This is a genomic window from Salinivibrio sharmensis, assembly GCF_001995985.1.
Taxonomy (GTDB): domain Bacteria; phylum Pseudomonadota; class Gammaproteobacteria; order Enterobacterales; family Vibrionaceae; genus Salinivibrio; species Salinivibrio sharmensis.
In genome coordinates this window covers 187,996-207,489 of sequence record NZ_MUFC01000001.1, presented here as the reverse complement: position 1 = coordinate 207,489, position 19,494 = coordinate 187,996, and the positions used below count along the sequence as shown (strand labels likewise).

Genomic DNA, 19,494 nt, shown 5'->3' with positions numbered 1-19,494 from the left:
GATTGAGTACATTGGGGAATTATAGAGAAAGGTAGAGGCCTGCTAGCGTCGCACTCATCAGGTTGGCGAGTGTCGCCGCGAGAATGGCTCGCATACCGAGTGTCGCAATATCGCCACGGCGTTCGGGCACAATACCACCCAGCCCACCCATTAGCATGGCAATGGAGGTCAAGTTGGCAAAACCACACAGCGCAAAGGTCACAATAGCTTGACTGTGGGCGGATAATTGGCCTTTTAAGTTCATAAAATCGGCAAAAGCAACAAACTCGTTCACAGCGATTTTTTTACCAATCAAGGTGCCTGCCGTCATGGCTTCATGCCAAGGAATGCCTATTAACCAAGCCACGGGCGCAAACAGGTAGCCAAACAGCCATTCAAGGCTTAGCTGAGGTAGGTTCAAAAGAGGACCAAGCTTACCCAATCCTCCGTTAATTAGCGCAATCATACTGATCACGGCCAATAAACTGGCACCCACCGCCATGGCGATTTGTAAGCCACTTAAGGCGCCTTGCGTGCCGGCATCAATCAGGTTTACTGGTTTGTCCTGTGTGTCTTGCACTGATTGATGTTGCGTCGGGGTCATCGGTGTTTCGGTTTGAGGCACGATGATTTTGGCCATCATGAGTCCTGCCGGTGCTGACATAAACGCCGCCGCAATAAGGTACTTCATTTCCACACCGAGCCCTGCATAGCCCACCATGGTGCCGCCGGCCACTGAGGCGAGCCCGCCCACCATGACAGCAAACAGCTCTGAGCGTGTCATGGCAGCAAGAAAAGGCCGAACAACCAGCGGCGCTTCAACAGAGCCAACAAAAATATTGGCGGTAGCAGACATTGATTCTGTACGCGATGTGCTGAGGACACGTCGTAGTAGTCCACCAATCAGGCTAATGACCCATGTCATTAGCCCAATGTGGTACAGCACAGCGATCAGCGCAGAGAAAAAAACGATGGTGGGCAATACATTAAAGGCGAAGATAAAACCGAGTTTGAATTTAGCGAGATCGCCAAAGAGGAACTCTGCGCCTATGTCACCAAAGCTGATGACAGCAGAGACGGTTTCAGACGCATTGGCCAAAATACGCTGGCCAAGGGGAACTGAGATGATAAATCCAGCAAAGACGATTTGTATCAGGAATGCACCGCCAACGGTGCGCCAGTTAATCGCGGATCGATTTTCAGAAAAAACCATCGCGACAAGAAAGAGGACGCTGATCCCCAAAAAGCCAATGCCAAACTGCATGATGTTGCTCCGCAAACGTTAAACTTGAGATGGAAAACGATTGCGGCGGTATTGTACGTGGTTTTATTTGTGTGACAAGTATCACTTTGTATGCGTTTTGTTTGCATTTTGTTGCAGTGAAGGGGTCTTTGATATGAGAAAGCGAGTTGGCCAAGCGTGATGACTTTCACGATCATTATGTTTGCTAAGCAATGGTGGAAAATACGACTATGATTTTAAAAGGGTCTAGGGTTCTAAAACGCTATTAACCAAATTGTTTATTGTTCTGAAATAAAGAGTTCAAATAACCGGGAAAGCCAGTAAAATCGGGGCATAGAGGGAAGTTAGTGTTGAGTTCCTGGTTAGAAAGTATACATTTGGTTAGGGGCCTAATTAATTTTTTTCTCAGATGTGGTAATGTAGTCGATTGTGTGGTGACAGCTGGTCTTTTATTGCTGGTAAAGATGGCTTGAACAGCAATGAATAATGGGCGCACCACCAACACTCACAGGCTTCCGAATAAACGGACTAAGGAGTTAACTCGTGAGCGATAAAAGCCATGAAGATATGATGACACCAGACGGGAAGGTTAACCCGATCGATACTGATTATCAGGTCGGTCAGGATAACGTGGCACTGAAACTCGGCCCGTTTGGTTTTGATATTCACAACCGAGTATTTATGGTCTCAGGGCTGGCTATTTTGGCCTTCATTTTTGTCACCCTGGCCTTTCAAAACCAAATTGGTCCTGTTTTTGGGGATCTACGTGGATGGCTAACTTCAAACCTAGACTGGTTCTTCCTTTCAGCAGGAAACATTTTTGTTATTGCCTGTCTAGTGCTGATTGCGTCTCCACTGGGTAAAGTGAGACTCGGTGGTACCGAAGCTAAGCCTGATTACAGCTACGGCGGCTGGTTTGCGATGCTTTTCGCAGCCGGTATGGGTATTGGTCTGATGTTCTACGGGGTTTCAGAGCCATTGACGCATTTCCAAACGGCGTTAGGCGGAACATCCGTGGGCGCTGATGGTCTTCGCACTGACTGGGCACCTTTGGGTGCGGCAGCCGGTGATACAGAGGCGGCGCGCCGCTTGGGTATGTCTGCCACGATTTTCCACTGGGGCTTACACCCATGGGCAATCTATGCGGTATTGGCGTTAGGCTTGGCACTGTTTGCGTATAACAAAGGCTTGCCTTTGACCATGCGTTCTGTGTTCTACCCACTGTTTGGTGAGCGCGTTTGGGGCTGGACAGGCCACGTGATTGACATTTTGGCAATCATCGCGACCTTGTTTGGCCTTGCAACATCGCTCGGCTTGGGTGCCTCACAGGCATCAGCCGGCCTTCACTATCTGTTTGATACACCGCTAGGTGATACCACAGAAGTGTTGCTGGTAATGGGTATCACAGGGGCCGCGATTCTTTCGGTTGTGGCTGGTGTTGATAAAGGGGTCAAGCGCCTATCTGAAATCAACATGATGCTTGCGCTATTGCTGCTAATCTTTGTGATTGCAGTGGGTCCAACCATCGCTATCCTGACCGGTTTCTTTGGTAACTTGGGCGCATATCTGCAAAACCTGCCTGCGCTGTCAATGCCATTTGGCCGTGAAGATGCCAACTTTACCCAAGGTTGGACATCCTTCTACTGGGCATGGTGGATTTCTTGGTCTCCATTCGTCGGTATGTTTATTGCTCGCGTATCGCGTGGCCGTACCGTGCGTGAATTCATCACTTGTGTGTTGATCATCCCATCAGCAGCCTGTGTGTTGTGGATGACTGCCTTTGGTGGCACCGCAATTGGTCAGTTCGTCAATGAAGGCTATACCGCGGTTGTGGACGCAGAGCTATCACTGAAACTGTTTGCGATGCTAGATGATCTGCCACTGGCAGCGATCACCTCGTTTATCGGCATTATCCTGGTCATGGTGTTCTTTATTACCTCGTCAGACTCAGGGTCATTGGTTATCGACACCATTTCTGCCGGCGGTAAAGTGAATGTTCCTGTGCCACAGCGTGTATTCTGGGCCTCTTTCGAGGGCTTGGTGGCCGTTGCGCTGATCCTTGGCGGTGGCTTGGTCGCCCTGCAAGCAATGGCGGTCTCGACAGGCTTCCCATTCACGATTGTGTTGCTGGTTGCTACCGTGTCACTGTTTAAAGGTTTGGCCTCAGAGCCTCGTGCTTCTTAAGCCAAAACGCTTAACATTGCGTTAAGGTTTTAAAAGCAGCCCCCAAGTGGGCTGCTTTTTTATCGGTTACGTTTTTCCTGCCTATTGTTTGTTTCTCTTCCCTGATTGCGCCAAAAGCTAGCACCTTTATCCAATCGTTATAACTGTTAAAGAATGAGTTCAAAGGATCTGCTTCGTTGTAAATATGCTGTGTTGGCAAGGTATGTGTGTAACAACCTTGATGACAAAGTGACCAAGCGGTTAGGGGCCTAATTAAAGCGCGTGCGCTCTATGATATTCTTGTTGACCGTGTTGTCATTGCCACCCTTTTTGGTGTTTTTATCACGCTTAAATACCAAGCAACCTTCGGCAGTGTTCGGCAGCATATAAGGCTTGTGAATCGACGAACTAAGGAGTTAACGCGTGAGCGATAAAAGCCATGAAGATATGATGACGCCAGACGGAAAAGTTAATCCGATCGACACTGATTACCAGGTTGGTCAGGATAACGTCGCCCTAAAAGTGGGCCCGTTTGGTTTTGATATTCACAACCGAGTATTTATGGTCTCAGGACTGGCGATTATGGCCTTTGTCTTTGTGACCTTGGCCTTTCAAGACAAAATGGGGCCGGTTTTTAGCGATTTACGTGCCTGGTTGACCTCGAATCTTGATTGGTTTTTCCTTTCAGCCGGTAACGTTTTCGTTATTGCTTGTTTAGTATTAATTGCTTCACCACTCGGAAAAGTGCGCCTCGGCGGCACAGAAGCCAAGCCGGATTTCGGCTATGGTGGCTGGTTCGCGATGCTGTTCGCTGCAGGTATGGGTATCGGCTTAATGTTTTATGGTGTGTCAGAGCCGCTGACGCATTTTCAAACCGCGCTCGATGGCACGGCGACGAACGCCAATGGCATCCGGACTGACTGGTCGCCTTTAGGGGGCGCAGAGGGGGCTACTGAAGCGGCACGTCGTTTAGGTATGTCAGCGACCATTTTCCATTGGGGGCTTCACCCGTGGGCCATCTATGCGGTGCTGGCGCTTGGTCTTGCCCTGTTTGCGTACAATAAAGGATTGCCCCTGACTATCCGCTCGGTGTTCTACCCCTTGTTCGGTGAACGTGTTTGGGGTTGGACGGGTCATATTATTGATGTGCTCGCGATTGTTGCTACGTTGTTTGGCCTTGCGACTTCTTTGGGGATCGGCGCGTCGCAGGCATCAGGTGGTTTACATTACTTGTTTGATACGCCTTTAGGGGTAACGACTGAGGTCATTTTGGTGGTGGTGATCACCGCAATGGCGATCTTCTCGGTTGTCGCTGGTGTTGATAAAGGTGTGAAGCGCTTATCCGAGATTAACCTCATCCTTGCGTTCTTATTGCTGCTGTTTGTGATTGCGGTCGGCCCGACGCTCGCGATTCTGACCGGCTTCTTCGGTAATCTTGGCGCCTATTTAGAAAACTTGCCAGCATTGGCGATGCCATTTGGCCGTGAAGATGCCAACTTTACTCAAGGTTGGACGTCCTTCTATTGGGCGTGGTGGATCTCTTGGTCACCATTTGTCGGGATGTTTATCGCGCGGGTATCGCGTGGTCGAACGGTACGCGAGTTCATTACCTGTGTGTTGTTGATCCCATCGGCGGCGAGTGTGCTTTGGATGACGTCATTCGGGGGCACGGCGATTGACCAGTTTGTCAACGAGGGGTATACCGCCGTTGTCGATGCCGAGCTGTCTCTGACACTGTTTGCAATGCTTGAAGGCCTGCCGCTTGCGACGATCACCTCGTTCATTGGTATTATTCTGGTGATCGTGTTCTTCGTCACGTCGTCAGACTCGGGCTCTTTGGTGCTTGATACCATCTCAGCGGGCGGAAAGATGGACGTGCCAGTCTCACAACGGGTGTTCTGGGCATCGTTCGAGGGCTTGGTTGCGGTGGCACTGATCCTTGGTGGCGGCCTAGTAGCGTTACAAGCGATGGCTGTCTCCACCGGCTTCCCATTCGCGGTGGTGCTGCTGGTGGCAACCGTCTCCTTGTTTAAAGGCTTGGCTTCTGAGCCACGTGCGAAATAAACAGGTGTGCTAACTGTTTGATTGTTAGCTAAGATAGGAAAGGCAGGCCTTTGGGGCTGCCTTTTTTATTACCCGGCCAGCGATTGAGCTGTGCCGCTCGCGAAAGGACCGGTGTCCCAAAAGAGGGAGCCCTTCAATAAAATGCAGGTTTAGGTGACATTATGGAAGCTGAACAGATTGAAATCGCGACATTTCTAGCGCAATACGCGCCGTTTGACGCGATGCCGGAAGAGGTGGTCGCTGAGGTGGCAACCAGCATTGAAATCAGTTACTACCGCGCAGGCACCGATATTTTTGCATATGGTGATGAAATTCACGATTTGGCCATTTTGCGTAGCGGCGCCGTAGAGCTATTCCGCCGTAATGGCACCTTATACAACCGTATCTCAGAAGGCGATATCTTTGGTCAGATGGGGCTTTTGATGAACAACCGCGTCCGGATGCCCGCCAAAGCGATCGAAGATACATTGATCTATTTCATCCCTGAAGCGATGTTCAACCGTTTGTTTGACGACTTTGAGCACTTTGCTGACTTTGTAGAGGTAGAAGACCGAACGCGACTGCGTCAAGCGGTATCGAGTCACAATGAAGCCAACGACTTAACCACCTCCAAGGTCAAAAAACTGATCATCCGTGACCCGGTAATGATTTCGAGTACCGATTCAGTTCAGCACGCTGCGCAGGTCATGTCCCAGGAAACCGTATCTTCTATCTTAGTAATGGGCGATGAGCCAGACCCTGATACAGGTATAAAGCCGGTACTGGGGATCATTACGGATCGTGACTTACGTAATCGCGTCTTAGCGGAAGGCTTACCTTATGAGACGCCAGTGCAAGAAATCATGTCACCACAGCTGATCACGCTTGACCATAACGCGTATATTTTTGAGGCAATGCTGACCATCTTGCGCTCAAACCTTCATCATGTGCCCGTGATCCAACACGGTAAGCCGATTGGGGTGGTCGCACTGTCTGATATCGCGCGCTATGAGTCACAAAACAGCCTTTTCTTGGTGGCGAGTATTTTCCGTCAACAATCCGTGGATGATTTGGTGATCCTGTCTAAACAGGTGAAAGATTGCTTTGTCCGTATGGTCAACGAAGACGCGAATTCACACATGATAGGTTCCGCATTGTCGGTGATTGGCCGTAGTTTTAAACAGCGTTTGCTTGAGCTTGCTGAGGAAGAGCTCGGTGAGCCACCAGTACCGTATTGCTTTTTAGCCATGGGCTCGATGGCACGTGACGAGCAGTTAATTGTCACCGACCAAGATAATGCGATTATTTTGGACGATAGTTATGATCACAGTCAGCACAATGCGTATTTTGAAGCCTTGTCTAAACGTGTCTCTGATGGATTGAATGCGTGTGGGTATACGTATTGCACCGGCAATATTATGGCGACTAACCCTGAGTGGCGAAAAACGCTCAAAGAGTGGGAGCAATGCTTTGCGGATTGGATTGATAATCCCAGCCCGCGCTCACTGCTTGACAGTAATATCTTTTTTGACCTTGATGGCGTGCATGGCCGCACTAACTGGGCAGAGCAACTCAAAGCCTTTATTGGTCGTCGTGCGCGCCGCAACAACCGCTTCTTGGCGGCGATGGCACGCAATGCGCTCAATCGCACACCGCCACTGGGCTTTTTCAAAGACTTTGTCATGGAGCAGGACGGGCGCCATAACAATTCCATTAACTTAAAACGTCGTGGCACGGCACCTTTGGCCGATCTGATTCGGGTACATTCATTGGCGATCGATTCACGCTCGCAAAACTCCTTTGAGCGCTTGGACGATATTATTGAATCGGGGATCTTGCCTAAAGGTCGCGGCCCAGACTTACGCGATGCGATGGAATTTATTTCTATGGTGCGCATTCGTCATCAAGCGTTAGACATCGAAGCGGGTCGCGAGCCGGACAATAACATCGAGCCAGAGAACCTGTCTGATTTTGAGCGTCGAAACCTAAAAGATGCGTTTCAGATCTTAAGCAACGCACAGAAGTTCTTGAAATTCCGTTACCAGCCGAATCGGTCTTAAGGGGAGGGTATGCTTCATTTCGATTTAAGAAAAAAAGAGGATGCCGACCACGTGGACTGGCGTGCTATGTTAGAAACCAAACGTGAGACGGTGCAGCACGAAACATTACAAGCGTTTTATCAACAAGGCTGGGTGTCGCCCGAGACACCTGTCTCACAAGTGTCTTTTGTCGCGTTGGATTTTGAAACCACAGGGCTCGATAGCCAGCAAGATGCCATCGTCAGTATTGGTTTGGTGCCCTTTACCCTGAACCGCATTCGCTGCCAGCAGGCGCAGCACTGGATAGTTAACCCTAATCGGCCGTTGGCAGAGTCGTCGATTGTGATTCATGGGATCACCCACTCGGATATCGTGAATGCCCCTGACTTTTCGCATGTGATTGAACCTTTACTGAGCGCGTTGGCCGGCTCCGTGGTTGTGGTTCATTATCGCCGTATTGAGCGGGAGTTTCTGGACCGTGCGATCAAGCAGCGCTTAGGCGAGGGGATCATTTTCCCAATGGTCGATACCATGGAGTTAGAAGCACGCAAACACAGAAGCGGTAAACGCAGCTTTATGGATTGGATTGCACGTCGCCCGCCTGAGTCGATTCGTTTAGCCGATAGTCGTCATCGTTATCACTTGCCCTTTTACCAGAGTCACCATGCACTGACGGATGCGATGGCCACCGCTGAACTACTGCAAGCGCAAATTGCCCATGACTTTTCACCGGACACACCCATCAGTGAACTGTGGCGCTAGCCGCGGGAACAATCCTCGCTGCTAAAGCAGCTGATCTTAGGACGAGAGCATGAATGAACCCTTGACTGATGGTTTTCGTAATGACTGACAAGGCGTATAATCGATGTGCTATAAGTCAGTGACGGAAGTGAGAGGAAAAATGACATTGATCCATGCGGTTGAAGGGTTAGCGTTCGGTCTCGGTGTGCTATTGCTGTCAGCGTCCATTGGCTTTGCTTATTGGGGGATTACGTTACAGCCTGAAGAGGCTGAAGATATGACCGCACGTAAAATTGAGTTGGGTTTTTATGCTGGCGCTTGCCTTGTTTTCGCCCTACTCATTGGCTATTGGTTGAGCGTGTAGTGTGAGAGACACCGACGCAACGGCGACAGTGCACGCGCCTAAGGCTTAAAAGTGAGGGTAAAAAAAACCACCGATTGCTCGGTGGTTTTTTCGTATGACCCGTAGGGGATTACCAAACGTCTTTATCGATTTGCTTATCCAGTTTCGGGAACTTGGTGCGGTCAAAGGTTGGGTTTTTGCCCGCACGGCGCTGATCTTCATAATCTTTCATCAGCGCAAACGCGACACCCGACAAGAGCGCAATCGCCACCAAGTTGATCACGGCCATCATGCCCATTGACAAGTCAGCAAAGCTCCAGATTAACGGTAAGTCGGTAATCGACCCCACCAATACCATGGCTAACACGGCAATACGGTAGAGCAGAATCGCGTTTTTCGAGCGGAAAATATACTCGATGTTTGACTCACCATAAGAATAGTTGGCAATGATAGAGGTGAAAGCGAATAAGAGGATTGCGATAGCAATAAACGCCGCACCCCAGTCACCCACTTGGCTAACCAATGCTTCTTGGGTAAGCGCAATACCCGTTAGGCCGCTATTTGGCTCAAGCATACCGGAGATTAAGATGATCGATGCTGTCGCGGTACAGATAACGATAGTGTCGACAAAAACCCCCAGCATCTGAACATAGCCTTGCGCCGCTGGGTGATTCGGCTTGGTGGTTGCGGTAGCAGCGGCATTCGGTGCTGAACCCATACCTGCTTCGTTGGAGAATAAACCGCGCTTAATACCGTGCATCATCGCTTGCGCGATCGCATAACCCATAGCACCACCCGCCGCTTGTTCAAGCCCGAGCGCGCTTTTAACAATGGTGGAGATCACAGCAGGTAGCTGCTCGATATTCATGCCAACCACGACAAGGGCAACCAGCAAATACGCCAGTGCCATAAACGGCACGATCAGCTCCGCCACACGCGCAACCGAACGCATACCGCCAAAAATCACGGGCGCGGTCACTACGGCAAGGCCGATGCCAACCGCTAAGGCATCAAAGCCAAACGCGGTATTCATTGCTGCAGCAATGGAGTTGGACTGGACACCGTTAAACGCCAGACCAAAGGCGATAATCAGACAGATAGCGAACGCAATACCTAACCAGCGCTGACCTAAGCCTTTCTCGATGTAGTAAGCTGGACCACCGCGAAAGGTTTTGTCGTTGTGGTTAACTTTGTACGCCTGCGCCAAGGTGGACTCGACGAAACTGGTTGCCATGCCGACCAATGCCGTCAGCCACATCCAGAAGATAGCACCAGGGCCACCCAGATAGAGTGCGACGGCCACACCGGCCATGTTTCCGGTACCGACGCGCGCTGCCAGACTGGTACTAAAGGCTTGGAAAGAAGAGATACCACCTGACGCGCCATCGCGGCTGTTGGCCATGAGTTTGAACATGTGGCCAAAGTTACGGAATTGAATAAAGCCAGATCGTACGGTGAAGTACAAACCTAAGCCAATCAAAAGATAAATGAGTACGCTGCCCCAAAGGAGGCCGTTACCTGTATCGACTATGGACACAAATAGATTTTTAAGTTGTTCCATCATTAAACTCTGTTTTGTCTGTTGGGAGACGCCTAACTCGATAAACACGTGAACTCAGGTTCATCGTGAAAGAGCGAGGGTCGACAACCACTGTCCATGTGAGATCTCTGCCGTCCATGCAGGTGAGCAACGAAACGCGCGCTAGCACCAAAACGTCTGGCTCGCTATGACGCGCGATGTTGGATCTGCAACAGCATTTTGAATCCATGCTCGGCTGTTGCCAGAGTGCGCCGTTGCCAGTGATAGCGATGTCTTAGCACATCAATACACTGAGTGGAGCACGCCGGATAATACCGACATTTATGAGACAAAACACTAGATGATTATTGATCTGTTGGTTTTTTGAACGTTTGCCAGTGTTAATAACAGCACTAAAAACTGTAACTAGAATGTAATGGGTTGCACGCTAATTACTTGATGTTAAAGCAGTCACTTTAATAATCTACGCATACTTTAGCGAATTGAGTGACTAAATATCGGCATGACACGCGCTGAACGAAATGTGATCAATGCCTCATATTTCCGCTGCACGCTCTGACTTATTCCCCAGCTACACTGCCCGAGTGAGTAGATAAAGATGACTTATTCACTGGATGACGCCGCTTTTTTGGTCAGCAAATCATGCTTAACGATATCGATCGCGGAGAGCGCTGTGTCGGTATCAATCTCATGGCTTTCAAGTAAATAGATAAGATCAACGGCGAGCTTGACGTCGTCGGGCGCCTCTTCGAGTGCTTTTGATGAGGAAGAATGTGAGTCAGTCATGATGCCTCCAGGCTGGCGGAAAAGTCGGGAAAGTGAGTGATAGCGGCTTGGATGAGTTGTTCGTGCAGCGGGATCAGCTGGTCGTGGGTGTCATGATAACCTCCTCCAATGACCGCAGCGACCGGGATCTGGTGGGCGGCACACCGTGATAGCACGCCTGTGTCACGTTGAAAAATGCCCTCAGAGCTAAGCGACAAATACCCCAACGCATCGTCTTTATGCACGTCGACACCCGCATCATAGATCACCATGTCGGGGCGGTGCTGAGCCAGTGCAAGGTCGAGTAAAGGCAAAAAGGCATCAAGGTAGTCGCTATCTTGGGTGCCAATCGGGAGGGGTAAATCAAGCGTTGATGCTGGTTTGCGCGAGGGGAAATTTTTCTCACAGTGGACGGAAAAGGTCACAATATCTGGATGTGAGGAGGCCAGCGCGGCAGTGCCATCGCCGTGGTGAACATCACAATCGACGATCATTACCGTCTCTATACCTGGTTGAGTAAGCGCATGACGGGCGGCAATCATCAAATCGTTAAATAAGCAAAATCCACTGCCAAAATCATAGTGGGCATGGTGGTAACCGCCAGTGAGATGAATAGCCAGACCCGTGCGCAATGCCTGATCCACCGTTAAGGTGGTGCCGCCCAGAGAGGTTAAACTGCGTTTTATGAGCGACTCACTCCAAGGAAAACCAATACGACGCATTTTTACCAAAGGCAAGTTGCCCTCGAGTAATTGACTCACATAGGCGGGGTCATGAATCGCGTCAATGACCTCTCTTTGTGCGGCGGTGGGCTGGTAAAACTCAACCGGCAATGCAAGCGCTTGCAATCGTTCGAACAGCAGCCGGTACTTTTGCAGTGGATAACGGTGACCCTCGGGAAGCGGGAAATCAGAGTAAATGGGATGGTATATCAGTGGTAGCACATTCGCTCCTTACGTTATCGCTTTTCCCGGTAAGTAATAGTGGTTTCAATACGTTCTCGGGCTTTGGTGCACCGTGCAAGGCGTTGCTCAAGTGCGAGAACTTGCTTTTGATGCTGTTGCCGTACAGCCGGACTGGAGGCCATCTCAACACTGGCGTTGGCATCACGGAGTTTGTCGGCGAGACGCTTTTCCCAGTCTTGGTGTTTGGCCAAGTCTTGATAAAGCTCACCGATCGACTGTCGCCGTGGCCCACGCCGCGCTTGTTCTTGCTTACGTAAAGGTTGGGTTGCAAGCTCACGTTGCAGTGCGGTGATTTGTGCCAACAAGGTTTCGCAAATATGGGTCGCACGCGCATCCGTTAGCACCCCTTGCTGGTGGTCGCGGCGCATCACCTCCAATAAGCCTTGCGCTTCATTAACACAAGGCGTTAACAGCTTGCCTTTGCAATGAAAAAGTGGCGTAGCAAATAAAGGTGCTTTGGCTTCGCCGCGACGCCGATCGACCTCTGCCGCCTGAACAGCAAGTTGGTCTAAATGTTGAGCCATTGCATCGATTTGCGCTTTCATGGTGTCGTTCTCTTTTGTTGAGGGCTAGAACCAAGCATCAACGGCAAGCTTGCCCGCTAGAATAACCACCGCGGTGATAAAAATAGGGCGAATAAAACGGCTACCAAAGCGGATTGCTGAGTGTGCGCCAATAAAGGCGCCCAGCATAAGACACGCGCCCATGGTTAAGCCCAGCGCCCAGCTCACATGGCCTAACAGCGCGAACGCCACCAGAGAGGTGAAGTTACTGGTAAAGTTCATCGCCTTTGCTAACCCAGAGGATAGCAAGATATTCATCCGATAGAGCGACATGGTGGAAACCGTCCAAAATGCGCCGGTTCCTGGACCTGCCACCCCGTCGTAAAAGCCAAGAGATAAACCTTGACTCCATTGTTTTATTGGCAACTTCGGGCATCGTGTGGGTAGCTGGTTGTTATCGCCCTTTGGGTGCGGGTGCCAGATGGTATACACCGCGGCCACTAATACGACGATCGGTATCGCCTTTTCGAGCCATTCGGTACTCAAAACATCCACCAGCAGGGTGCCGGCCGTGGCGCCAATTAAGGTCCCCCAAAACGCATGTTGCCAAAATAAGGGAGAAAATAGGCGCTTTTTATAATAAGTGAACGCGGCGGTGCTTGAGGCAAAGGTCGCGGCCAACTTATTGGTACCTAACGCAACATGCGGCGGCAGGCCGAGTGATAATAGAGCAGGCACCGTGAGCATGCCGCCACCGCCAGCAACCGCATCAATAAATCCAGCGACAAACGCGGTCAGCCCCAGAATAATTAAAGTAGAGAGGTCAATCAGTTCCAGCATGTTAACTCGTCAGTTTAAGGTTCGATCACGCGTTCAAAGGGAGGTAGCGAGTCGAGTAAGGATTGGCCATATCTACGGGTGATAATTCGCCGGTCAAGAAGTACTACTTTACCAGAGTCCTCTTCTTTGCGCAGTAGCCGCCCCACTGATTGCACCAGCTTTTTACTTGCTTCTGGCACGGCAATTTGTAAAAACGGGTTGCCACCACAGCGCTCGATATATTCAGCGTGCGCTTCTTCAACCGGTGAGGTTGGCACCGCAAAGGGGATCTTGGTAATAATGAGGTTAGTCAATAATTTACCTGGTAAATCTAAGCCTTCGGAAAAGCTGCCGGTGCCAAAAATGATACTGGTTTTATCAGCGTTAACCGCTTGCTGATGCGCTTTGAGTAACGCGGTACGCGACTGGCTCCCTTGGCAAAGCAGTTGCCAGCCCCGTTGCTTGCAGGTGCTTTCAATTGCTTGTGTCACTTGTTTCATTTGCCAGTAGGAGGCAAAGAGCACCAAAGAGGCACGTTCGCCTTCGAGGTGTTCAAGTATTTTCTCGTTTAATGCATCTGTAAAGTCGCTCGCTTGAGGTTCACAAGGCATAGTGGGGATCACCAAGCGCGCTTTGTTGGCGTAATCAAATGGCGAGGGTAAGGCTAAATAACGCGAGCCGTCGGTTTCGCTCAAACCAACCTGACGACAGAAATAACTGAACCGATTTAGTGCACGCAAAGTGGCGGAAAAAAGGCCCACGCCAGCTGCGCGAGACCAGAGCATTTGATCTAGGCGCCAGCCGACTTCCAAAGGAGAAACATGCACCCAAAGATCGCCTTCGCGCTCGCGACACGCTTGTACCCAACGTGCCAAGGGGGCCCCTTTATCAGAATTGGGTTGAGCCATCAATGCCCACACCTTTTCTAGGTTTTCTAACCGTTGCAGGAAAAAAGCCGTTTCCGCGAGCGCCGGATCCGCCAGTTTTGCCGAAATGTCATTTTCTTTCAGACGCTCATTGATCAAATCATGGATTTTTCCCAATGCTTGATGGGCTTTTTTGCTCGCGGTTTTGAGTTGTTCACTGGGCGAGATAAGCGCATCGGGGAGCTCGCCATCGGCAAAGCGGTAGCAACCATCCTCGTTGAGCGGCAATTGACTGAGCTGTTGTTTAATCTCGCGTAAGCCTGGGATTAAGGTTTGAATCGCCTCGAGCAAGCTATCGACAAACCGATGCGCACGCTTAATATCCGCGGTATTGCCCAACTTGGTCGTCGCTTGATTGAGCTTTTCTAACCAGCTGATCACACCCAACAGGCTAGCGCTGGCGGCAGAAAAATCTCGCGCGACAGTGGGCAAGTGATGAGCTTCGTCAATCATATACAGGCATTGTTCTGGCTCGGGCAAGATCACCCCGCCACCGAGCTCTAAATCGGCCAGCAGTAGGCTATGATTCACCACCACCACATCCGCTTTATCCATCGCTTCGCGTGCTTTAGCAAACGGGCAACCACGGTGGGCGGGTAAACCGGCATGGCAAGTGTGTTTATCAGAGGCGATGGCTTGCCAAAGATGATCAGCAATGGGTTTTGGCCAACTGTCTCTATCACCATCCCACTTGCCTTGACTCAGCGTAGCGTAGAGATCGTTGAGTAACAATTGTTCGCTACGCTTGGGTTTTTGGGTAAATAGCGCGCCTTGAATGCTTTCCGTATCCGCCACCGCGCTGAGTTTATGTGCACAACAATAGCGTTGACGCCCTTTGGCCAAGATAAAATCAAACGGCTTTGGACAAATGCGATGAAAAAACGGGATATCTTTATTGGCAAGCTGCTCTTGCAACGCCACTGTCGCGGTGGAAATGACCACTTTTTTATTGTTGTTGAGTGCAAATGGGATCGCCCCCATCAGATAGGCCATCGACTTGCCGACCCCAGTGCCTGCTTCTGCCACCAATAATCGGCGTTTCGGCTCGTAATCACCGGCTAGGGTTTTCGCAAGCTCTGCCACTAAATAGTTCTGGGCTTTACGGGGAATAAAGTGGGGAAGTTGATCTTGTAGCGTTTGGTAGCACGCGCGAATGTCTGATTTTACGGCAGGGCTGAGCATCAACAGGTCCGAGTTGCAAAGGTTGGCGGCCAGTATAGCACGAGGCAAAAACGTGAAAACGATCGCGAACTGCAAGATTTCCTTACAGATATGAGATCTTGGTCACGAATTTAATTTGAACCATTCTTAGCTATCTTGCTGATCTGCCGTTTGATTAACAAAACGCCTGATTTAAGCTATTGATTAGTATTTTATTCTAATATTTATGATTTTAAGTGATATTTTTAGGGTTTTATGTTGTTTCTGTTTGTTGTTTATTTTCATCAAAAGGAGCGCTAGCAGCGAGATAAACTGTGATCTCAGTTCAGCAAATATGGCTATATTGTTGTTTTTAAGTGGTTTTTGTCTAGATTGTAATACGCTTCCAGCGAGTTGACAGAACCACAAATGTTCTGCACGATTAGCCACGAAGTTTCAGTGAACTGGCATTTTGTTCTTCGCAGCATTAGCTGCTGGTAATAGAGTGACAGTCACAACAAAACAGAGTTCCAAGAAGGAACTCATAATGACTAAATAGAAAAGGCAGTGGATTAACCATGAAAAAGACTATTCTAGCAATGGCAGTACCAGCTCTGCTGGCTGCTGGCTCAGCATCAGCAAGCATCAACCTGTATGACGCAGAAGGCGTTAAAGTAGACGCATCTGGTGCGATGGAAGTACAGTACTACCATGGCATTACTGAAGATTTTACAGATAAAAATGGTGATACCACCACCCATGCTGGTAGCGACATCGAAGGTAAATGGCGCTTGGATGACGGTGATTTTGCAGTAAACACCGAAGTGGCAGTGTCAGATGACCTTTCTGTTTTGGGTCACATGGCGTTCGCATTTGAAGATGGCGACACTAAAAATGATGAACTTTATGTCGGTTTCCAAGGCGACAACTGGGGTACCATCACTTTCGGTCGTCAACTACTAGTATCAGACGACATCGGTATCACTAAAGACTTCGAAATGTCTATCAACAGCTTCGGTGTGCCAGTATCTGACGGCGACCAAGTTGCAAAATATGTGTACGATAACGGCACATTCTATGGTGCTGCGTCAACTCTGCAAAATGGTAATGGTGTTAAAGAAGACCAAGATGGCGAATACGACAAATCTGTCGTTGATTTTCGTCTAGGCTATCGCGTAAACGACTTTGACGTTCGTGGTTACTACTATGACTACGATGAGTCAAACACTAAAGACACCAAAGGCTATCAGTTTGAAGCTGAGTATGCAGGTATCGAAAACGTTGCACTAGCAGCATCTTTCGGTCAGTTGACTAAAGAAGAGACAGGGAAAGCAGACGTAGATACCGATTACTTCTCTCTGGCTGCTGCTTACACCATGGATAAAACAACCTTTTCTGCAGGTTGGGACCGTCAAGACACAGACGGCTCTGATGACGCAGTGAATGGTTACTATGCAAACGTAGCTTACGCGCTGCATAGCAACGCTAAAGTTTACGCAGAGCTTGGTGACAGCAACGGCGAAGTTGCGAACGGTGAAGATCACGAGCTAGGCTATGTTGCTGGTGTAGAAGTTAAGTTCTAATTGAGCTTACACCATCACTGCTAAACGTAGCACTGATTGCAAAAGCCGCCCTCGGGCGGCTTTTTTATTATCACGGTTTGGAGTAGAGATGAAAAAAGTAGTAGGTATGAGCTTGGTGCTCAGCACTCTCATAGCATCGAGTGTGGTTAATGCGGCAGAAATTACTTCAGCACGTAATATTGAGTTCTTGGTCGTGGATGGTAAAGAGGTGACTTTTGATAACTGGGCACCGCAGCAAACGATTGAACTAGATAACGGTACCCACCAATTAGTGATGCGCTTTGACGGCGAAGTGCAACGCGGCAGTAAAGAGGTGATTTTTACCTCGCGCCCGTATCTGTTTGAGCTGGACGTTGATGGCCGCGATGCCACCATCAACATAGATACTAATCTACGGGTAAAAAACCAGGCGACCAGTTATTTTGACGGCAACCCGCAATGGCAAGCCGAGTTTGATAACGGTGATGTGATGCCTTTAGACGCTGTCGAGTTAAAAGGTGATGGCTTTGCTGCCTATGCCGATATGGAAGCGCTGGTGGCGGAGTATAACCGTGAGAATGGCATCATTATCGACCAAGGTGGAAGTAAGAACCTTAACGATGTATTGGTCGAGGTGGACGATCAAGGCCAAGCCTCAATTAAGGGTGATGCACTTTCTCAGTTGAAGCTTTGGTATACCAAAGCCAGTGACCAAGAGCGTAAGTCGTTCCGTCGTTGGATTATTGACCAAGATTAAGCGCCTAGTGTGATGGGTGGTCGTTAGTACCACTTGCTTGATAGCTTTAAGCAGTCAATAAAAAAACGCGCCCAGCTCATGCTGGGCGCGTTCCGTTTAAGCCACGATGAGACAAGCGAAAGTCAACCTCGCGATCACACGGTTTTACGTGCTCCCGCAGTGGTTCGGCGAGTGGCTGGATCGTGATGATAATAATTCGACGCACGGCACTGCGGGCAGCGCTGCTCGGCGGCGTCTTCCATTAAATCATCCAGTGGAATTTCACTTTCACAATCGGCACACAAGCCATAAATCTCCAAATCCATGGCACATAAAGCCGCATCGACTTTTTCTAAACGTTCACCGAGGCATCGGATGGCACCAGGTGGTACCCCTTGGCTTTCTTTAATCAGATCCGAAATGGTGAGCTTCTCGCAATGCTTGTCCCAGTCTTCACGCAATCGCGTGGTTAATGTTGCTACCAGTTCAGTGCGCTCGCGGCTAAGCTCGCGCCCAAGCTGGGCAAGGGTTGTTGTATCCATGGTCAGTTCGCTTGATTGGCTAAAATGACTTTTATCATGACCTATTTGCACAAGTTGTTACCCTGATGTAAATCAAGGATCCAGCTAAAACCTTACAAAGCGTCCGTTTTTAGCGGTGCTCACCTGAGCTATAGTAACCGTTCACTGTTGTTATGCTGTTGTGAGTGAAGTAACAAAATGGAACACGATTTTAAAGAGCCTTATAACGTTAAGTATTTCATCGGCTTTCTGCTGGTCTTACTGATCCCGACCTTACCTGCCAGCCTCACATGGCTTGGCATCATTTTTGGCGGCTAATCACCGCCTTATTCACTCACCGTGCGGCATTCCTTATTCGCCACCCTGTACCTGTCTTAACTCAGCCACTACACTAGTGAGAGTGAAAGAGAGCAACGAAAGCTCAACAAAAGGTCATTGGTCACTATGCAGCAAGCACCGACAGCCCCTTGGCGTTGGTTATGGAACGGATTAGGGTGGTTATGGGTCGCGCTGGGTGCGGCAGGCGCCTTTTTGCCTGTACTCCCTACCACGCCGTTTTTGCTGCTCGCCAGTGGCTGCTTTATGCGTGGCTCTCCCCGCATCGCCAACTGGCTCCATGCCCACCCCACGTTTGGACCGATATTGACCGATTGGTACCAAAAGCGCGCAATTAGTCGCAAAGTTAAGCGGCGCGCGACGGTCATGATTGTGGCAAGTTTCAGTTTCTCCATTTATATCGTCGGCGCGATGTGGCTTAAAGGGCTACTCGTCATGTGTTTAATTGTGCTCTTGTGCTGGTTTCTCCGCCTACCTGAAACGGAATCTGTTGCTGGCTCGGCCGAAAATTCATAACATTGCGGTTTGCGTTTTTAATCGGCGAGAATTGGCCATGAGCACCGACAGCTTGAATGTCATCAAACAAAGTATTCAAACCATTCCAGATTACCCCAAACCAGGCATCTTATTTCGCGATGTCACCAGCTTGATGGAAGACCCTGTTGCCTACCAAACGACGATTGATGCCTTGGTGGCACAATACCGTGATCATGGGTTTACCAAGGTGATTGGCACCGAGTCGCGCGGCTTTCTATTTGGCGCGCCACTGGCGCTGGCGTTAGGGCTGCCATTTGTGCCGGTTCGCAAACCTGGCAAATTACCACGTGCGGTGATCAGCGAAAACTACCAGCTGGAATACGGTGAAGATACCCTAGAAATCCATCGCGATGCGATCGACGAGGGCGATAAAGTGCTCGTCATTGACGATCTGCTGGCGACAGGTGGCACAATAGAAGCCACCGTTAAGCTGGTGCGCCGTTTAGGCGGCACCGTAGAACACGCTGGCTTTGTGATAAGCTTGCCGGAGATCGGCGGGGAAGAAAAACTGGCCGCGCTTGGGATCAGTGTTTATAGCTTGTGCGAGTTTGCAGGCCACTAATGCCAGGCTATATGCAGGGTCCCGCGTTAGC

General features: G+C 49.8%; 17 protein-coding genes. 9 read left to right on the top strand and 8 right to left on the bottom strand.

What is annotated here, in order from left to right:
* Positions 1 to 19: 19 nt before the first annotated feature.
* Positions 20 to 1,243 carry a NupC/NupG family nucleoside CNT transporter gene (locus tag BZG74_RS00970; RefSeq protein ID WP_077770963.1) on the bottom strand — a complete coding sequence of 408 codons (1,224 nt, stop codon included), beginning with the start codon at positions 1,241 to 1,243 and terminating at the stop codon, positions 20 to 22.
* 546 nt (positions 1,244 to 1,789) lie between these two features.
* Between BZG74_RS00970 and BZG74_RS00965 the strand changes: the two genes are divergently transcribed.
* From BZG74_RS00965 to BZG74_RS00945, 5 genes are all read left to right on the top strand, one after another.
* Complete coding sequence (locus tag BZG74_RS00965) at positions 1,790 to 3,406, top strand: BCCT family transporter (protein ID WP_198531468.1); 1,617 nt, start codon at positions 1,790 to 1,792, stop codon at positions 3,404 to 3,406.
* Between the two features lie 426 nt (positions 3,407 to 3,832).
* Positions 3,833 to 5,449 carry a BCCT family transporter gene (locus BZG74_RS00960; protein ID WP_201247345.1) on the top strand — a complete coding sequence of 539 codons (1,617 nt, stop codon included), beginning with the start codon at positions 3,833 to 3,835 and terminating at the stop codon, positions 5,447 to 5,449.
* Positions 5,450 to 5,610: 161 nt separating this feature from the next.
* Positions 5,611 to 7,488 carry a DUF294 nucleotidyltransferase-like domain-containing protein gene (locus BZG74_RS00955; RefSeq protein ID WP_077770961.1) on the top strand — a complete coding sequence of 626 codons (1,878 nt, stop codon included), beginning with the start codon at positions 5,611 to 5,613 and terminating at the stop codon, positions 7,486 to 7,488.
* A 9-nt stretch (positions 7,489 to 7,497) separates the two neighbouring features.
* Positions 7,498 to 8,229 carry a 3'-5' exonuclease gene (locus BZG74_RS00950; protein WP_077770960.1) on the top strand — a complete coding sequence of 244 codons (732 nt, stop codon included), beginning with the start codon at positions 7,498 to 7,500 and terminating at the stop codon, positions 8,227 to 8,229.
* Positions 8,230 to 8,332: 103 nt separating this feature from the next.
* On the top strand, positions 8,333 to 8,572 hold the full coding sequence (locus BZG74_RS00945; protein ID WP_131825616.1) for a hypothetical protein: 240 nt from the start codon (positions 8,333 to 8,335) through the stop codon (positions 8,570 to 8,572).
* 109 nt (positions 8,573 to 8,681) lie between these two features.
* On the opposite strand, the gene BZG74_RS00940 is transcribed toward BZG74_RS00945, so the two are convergent.
* The 6 genes from BZG74_RS00940 to dinG all read right to left on the bottom strand — a co-directional run bounded on the left by BZG74_RS00940 (position 8,682) and on the right by dinG (position 15,251).
* Positions 8,682 to 10,112, bottom strand: coding sequence for an alanine/glycine:cation symporter family protein (locus BZG74_RS00940; protein WP_077578512.1), 1,431 nt, complete (start codon positions 10,110 to 10,112; stop codon positions 8,682 to 8,684).
* Positions 10,113 to 10,694: 582 nt separating this feature from the next.
* The gene (locus BZG74_RS00935) at positions 10,695 to 10,877 is read right to left on the bottom strand and encodes a DUF2496 domain-containing protein (RefSeq protein ID WP_077770958.1); all 183 of its coding nucleotides are present in this window, start codon (positions 10,875 to 10,877) and stop codon (positions 10,695 to 10,697) included.
* The gene (locus BZG74_RS00930; protein ID WP_077770957.1) at positions 10,874 to 11,800 is read right to left on the bottom strand and encodes a histone deacetylase family protein; all 927 of its coding nucleotides are present in this window, start codon (positions 11,798 to 11,800) and stop codon (positions 10,874 to 10,876) included. Before BZG74_RS00930 ends, BZG74_RS00935 begins: the two co-directional genes overlap by 4 nt.
* A 14-nt stretch (positions 11,801 to 11,814) precedes the next feature.
* Positions 11,815 to 12,366 (bottom strand): primosomal replication protein, encoded by a 552-nt coding sequence (locus BZG74_RS00925; RefSeq protein WP_235605686.1) that lies wholly within the window; start codon positions 12,364 to 12,366, stop codon positions 11,815 to 11,817.
* 24 nt (positions 12,367 to 12,390) lie between these two features.
* The gene (locus BZG74_RS00920; protein WP_392397579.1) at positions 12,391 to 13,164 is read right to left on the bottom strand and encodes a sulfite exporter TauE/SafE family protein; all 774 of its coding nucleotides are present in this window, start codon (positions 13,162 to 13,164) and stop codon (positions 12,391 to 12,393) included.
* Between the two features lie 14 nt (positions 13,165 to 13,178).
* The gene (gene dinG / locus BZG74_RS00915) at positions 13,179 to 15,251 is read right to left on the bottom strand and encodes an ATP-dependent DNA helicase DinG (protein WP_077771120.1); all 2,073 of its coding nucleotides are present in this window, start codon (positions 15,249 to 15,251) and stop codon (positions 13,179 to 13,181) included.
* 536 nt (positions 15,252 to 15,787) lie between these two features.
* Between dinG and BZG74_RS00910 the strand changes: the two genes are divergently transcribed.
* Positions 15,788 to 16,792: a porin gene (locus tag BZG74_RS00910; RefSeq protein ID WP_077770956.1), complete on the top strand. Its 1,005-nt coding sequence runs from the start codon at positions 15,788 to 15,790 to the stop codon at positions 16,790 to 16,792.
* A gap of 88 nt (positions 16,793 to 16,880) precedes the next feature.
* The gene (locus BZG74_RS00905) at positions 16,881 to 17,528 is read left to right on the top strand and encodes a YccT family protein (protein ID WP_077770955.1); all 648 of its coding nucleotides are present in this window, start codon (positions 16,881 to 16,883) and stop codon (positions 17,526 to 17,528) included.
* Positions 17,529 to 17,662: 134 nt separating this feature from the next.
* Here the strand turns inward: BZG74_RS00905 and BZG74_RS00900 are convergent, their stop codons facing one another.
* On the bottom strand, positions 17,663 to 18,049 hold the full coding sequence (locus BZG74_RS00900) for a hypothetical protein (RefSeq protein ID WP_077770954.1): 387 nt from the start codon (positions 18,047 to 18,049) through the stop codon (positions 17,663 to 17,665).
* Positions 18,050 to 18,472: 423 nt separating this feature from the next.
* On the opposite strand from BZG74_RS00900, the gene BZG74_RS00895 reads away from it, so the two are divergent.
* Positions 18,473 to 18,880 (top strand): YbaN family protein, encoded by a 408-nt coding sequence (locus BZG74_RS00895; protein WP_077770953.1) that lies wholly within the window; start codon positions 18,473 to 18,475, stop codon positions 18,878 to 18,880.
* Between the two features lie 37 nt (positions 18,881 to 18,917).
* Positions 18,918 to 19,463: an adenine phosphoribosyltransferase gene (apt, locus tag BZG74_RS00890; RefSeq protein ID WP_077770952.1), complete on the top strand. Its 546-nt coding sequence runs from the start codon at positions 18,918 to 18,920 to the stop codon at positions 19,461 to 19,463.
* Positions 19,464 to 19,494: the final 31 nt, after the last annotated feature.